General features: G+C 69.9%; 3 protein-coding genes. 1 reads left to right on the top strand and 2 read right to left on the bottom strand.

Features of this window, described 5'->3' with window-relative positions; all coding sequences use genetic code 11:
- A partial coding sequence (locus QR77_RS44175; RefSeq protein ID WP_040025222.1) for a chitinase occupies positions 1-1,011 on the top strand: 1,011 nt, incomplete at its 5' end.
- On the opposite strand, the gene QR77_RS30525 is transcribed toward QR77_RS44175, so the two are convergent.
- Both QR77_RS30525 and gabT read right to left on the bottom strand, forming a co-directional pair.
- Entirely contained in the window at positions 965-1,852 is an 888-nt protein-coding gene (locus QR77_RS30525) for a phosphatase PAP2 family protein (protein WP_078877330.1), read from the bottom strand. The two genes, QR77_RS44175 and QR77_RS30525, sit on opposite strands and share 47 nt — an antisense overlap.
- 203 nt (positions 1,853-2,055) lie before the next feature.
- The gene (gabT, locus tag QR77_RS30530) at positions 2,056-3,390 is read right to left on the bottom strand and encodes a 4-aminobutyrate--2-oxoglutarate transaminase (protein ID WP_040025225.1); all 1,335 of its coding nucleotides are present in this window, start codon (positions 3,388-3,390) and stop codon (positions 2,056-2,058) included.
- Positions 3,391-3,791: the final 401 nt, after the last annotated feature.

The following is a 3,791-nucleotide window of genomic DNA, read 5'->3' on the forward strand; positions in this document are numbered from 1 at the left end:
CCGGAGCACGCGCTCGTCGGCTACCTGCACTCCAGCTTCGCCAACGGCTCCGGCTACATCCGGATGGCTGACGTACCCGACTCGTGGGACGTCATCGACCTCGCCTTCGGCGAACCCACCTCGGCCACCTCGGGCGACATCCGCTTCAGCCTCTGCCCGGCCACCGAGTGCCCGAACGTCGAGTCGGCCGCCGACTTCAAGGCGGCCATCAAGGCCAAGCAGGCGGCCGGCAAGAAGGTCCTGATCTCCATCGGCGGGGCGAACGGCCAGGTCCAGCTCACCACCACGGCCGCCCGCGACGCCTTCGTATCGTCCGTTTCGAAGATCATCGACGAGTACGGGCTCGACGGCCTCGACATCGACTTCGAGGGCCACTCGCTCTCACTCAACACCGGCGACACCGACTTCCGGAGCCCCACCACCCCGGTCGTCGTCAACCTGATCTCCGCGCTCAAGACCCTCAAGGCCAAGTACGGCGAGGGCTTCGTCCTGACGATGGCGCCCGAGACGTTCTTCGTACAGCTCGGCTACCAGTTCTACGGCTCAGGGCCGTTCGGCGGCCAGGACCCGCGCGCGGGCGCGTACCTCCCGGTCATCTACGCGCTGCGCGACGACCTGACCCTGCTGCACGTCCAGAACTACAACTCGGGCCCGATCATGGGCCTGGACAACCAGTTCCACACCATGGGCACCGCCGACTTCCCCATCGCCATGACCGACATGCTGCTCACCGGCTTCCCGGTGGCGGGGGACACCAGCAGGATGTTCCCGGCGCTGCGCCCCGACCAGGTCGCGATCGGCCTGCCCGCGTCGGTCAACGCGGGCGGCGGCTTCACGGCACCGGCCGATGTCACCAAGGCGCTGAACTGCCTGACGAAGAAGACGGACTGCGGCTCGTACCAGAGCCATGGCACCTGGCCGGGGCTGCGCGGGCTGATGACCTGGTCGATCAACTGGGACAACTTCAACCAGAAGGAGTTCTCGAAGAACTTCGACGCGTACTTCGGCTGACACCGCCGCCGCCGCTGATCCTGCTCAGGGCGACCGAGAGCAGGATCAGCAGCAGTCCGCAGAGCAGCAGGCTCCCGAGGACGTCCAGCGGCCAGTGATAGCCGCGCAGCACCAGTGCGGCGCCCGTCGCCACCGTGAGCACCACGGCGACGGGCGCCGTCCTGCGGGCACCCGCGTACGGGGCGAGGAGCAGCGCGGCCGCGCCGTACGCGACCATCGCGGTCGCCGTATGGCCGGACGGGTAGTAGCCGGTCGCCGCGGTGAGCGGACCCGGCCGGTCGATCCAGAGCTTGAGCGGTACGACGAGCGCGGGGACGAGGGCCATCGTGACGGCCGCCGCGAGCGCCCGGGCACGCTGCTCGCGCCACCGCTGGTCCCGCTTGCCCCGCAGAAGTACGTAGGCGATCACCAGCGCCAGCACGGGCAGGGCGACCGGCATGCTGCCGAGGTCGGTGAGGAGCTCTGTCACCGGCTTCGGTCCGTGGCCGACGAGCGCGAGACCGAGGCGTACGTCGGCCCGGCGGACCGGGCCTTCGGCCGCCACCGACCAGGTGACAAGGGCGAAGAGGACGAGAAGGACCGCGCACACCGCGCGCTGGGCCCGGGAGGGAAGGAGGAAAGGGGTCGGCCGCTCAGGAACAGGGGGGATTGTTCCGAAGCGGCCGACAGGATCGGTGCTCCGCGCGCCCCGGGGGGTGTGGGGCGGGCGGGCGTCCGACCGGTGAGGAGATCCGGAGCCCGAAGCTCCAGCGGTGTGCGCGATGGCACGGCCAAAGCGGCGCTGGGGACGCCCCGCGTTGGCATCGCCCGCAGTCCCCTGCGAGCGGGGTGTTTCTCTCATCTGCGGAAACCGTACGTCAGGTCCGGGAAGTCCGACAGCGGGAAACGAATCCCGCCATCGGCCCCGCACACCTTCTTCACAGGCCGCGCCCCGGAGACTCGTCCGGGGGCGGGTGCGGCCGTTGTGCCAGGTCGGACACCTGCCAGGTCGGACATCTGTCTGGTCGGACATCTGTCCGGCAGGGCGGACACCTGCCGGGCGGGTCAGATTCCGGCGAGCGCCTGCTCCAGGATGTCCAGCCCCTCGTTCAGCAGGTCGTCTCCGATGACCAGCGGCGGCAGGAAGCGCAGGACATTGCCGTACGTACCGGTGACCAGCACCAGCAGCCCTTCCGTGTGGCACGCCTTGGCGAGCGCCGCGGTCGCCTCGGGGGCCGGCTCCTTGGTGGTCCGGTCCTTCACCAGCTCGATCGCGATCATCCCGCCGCGACCGCGTACGTCGCCGATGACGTCGTACTTCTCCTGCATGGCGGCCAGCCGCGGCTTCATGATCTGCTCGATGTGGACCGCCTTCGCCGGGAGGTCCAGCTCCTTCATCGTCTCGATGGCGCCGAGGGCGGCGGCGCAGGCCACCGGGTTTCCGCCGTACGTGCCGCCGAGGCCGCCGGAGTGCGCGGCGTCCATGATCTCGGCGCGGCCGGTGACGGCGGCGAGCGGCAGGCCGCCGGCGATGCCCTTGGCCGTGGTGATCAGGTCGGGGACGATGCCCTCGTTCTCGCAGGCGAACCACTGTCCGGTCCGGCAGAAGCCGGACTGGATCTCGTCGGCGACGAACACGATGCCGTTGTCCTTGGCGAACGCCGCGAGCGCGGGCAGGAAGCCCTTGGCGGGCTCGATGAAGCCGCCTTCGCCGAGGACCGGCTCGATGATGATCGCGGCGACGTTCTCGGCGCCGATCTGCTTGCTGATCTGGTCAATGGCCTGGGCGGAGGCCTCGGCGCCGCAGTTCTCGGCACCGGTCGGCCAGCGGTAGGGGTAGGCGACGGGGACGCGGTAGATCTCGGGCGCGAAGGGACCAAAGCCGTTCTTGTACGGCATGTTCTTCGAGGTCAGCGCCATCGTGAGGTTCGTACGTCCGTGGTAGCCGTGGTCGAAGACGACGACGGCCTGGCGCTTGGTGTGGATACGGGCGATCTTGACCGCGTTCTCGACGGCCTCGGCGCCCGAGTTGAACAGCGCGGACTTCTTGGCGTGGTCGCCGGGGGTCAGCTCGGCGAGCTGCTCGCAGACGGCGACGTACCCCTCGTAGGGGGTGACCATGAAACAGGTGTGGGTGAAGTCGGCGAGCTGGGCGGAGGCACGGCGTACGACGGCCTCGGCGCTGTTGCCGACCGTCGTCACCGCGATACCGGAACCGAAGTCGATCAGCCGGTTGCCGTCGACGTCCTCAAGCACGCCACCGCCGGCACGGGCGGCGAACACGGGCATCGTGGACCCCACACCACCGGCGACCGTGGCGATACGGCGGGCCTGCAACTCCTGCGACTTGGGACCGGGGATGGCGGTGACGAGGCGGCGCTCCTGCGGGATTGCGGTCATGAGGGGCTCCTGGGGGTTTCCGGACGCTGGATTCTCTTCGCAGGCTAGGGGCCCCGGAGCGGGGCGGGCATGCTCCGATCGGGAGTGGTGGGGGCGTGTCGTTGGCCGTGGCGGACATAGGGCCGGGGTGCTGTGCGCGGAGGGCGTACGGAGGGCTGGGCAACACCCCGTACACGTGGAACGGTGAACTACCCGTGCGGTGGCACTAGATTGACGCATGCACAGAGCGGACCTGGCTGGTCAGGGGGCAGGGGTTATGAACGCCGACGGTACGCACGGCTCGCAGGGTCCGGACGGTACGGGGGGTGCGCGGGAGCAGTGGGATACGCCGGGGCCGCGGGGCGCGAACGGCCCGCATGACCCACTGGGGACGCGCGCGGCCCCCGTCCCGCGCCCCGCCG

It is taken from the genome of Streptomyces sp. 150FB, from assembly GCF_000818195.1.
Taxonomy (GTDB): domain Bacteria; phylum Actinomycetota; class Actinomycetes; order Streptomycetales; family Streptomycetaceae; genus Streptomyces.

Coding starts and splice junctions, on each gene's coding strand:
- QR77_RS30525 (WP_078877330.1), bottom strand. CDS start 1,852: ATGAGAGAAACACCCCGCTCGCAGGGGACTGCGGGCGATGCCAACGCG.
- gabT (WP_040025225.1), bottom strand. CDS start 3,390: ATGACCGCAATCCCGCAGGAGCGCCGCCTCGTCACCGCCATCCCCGGT.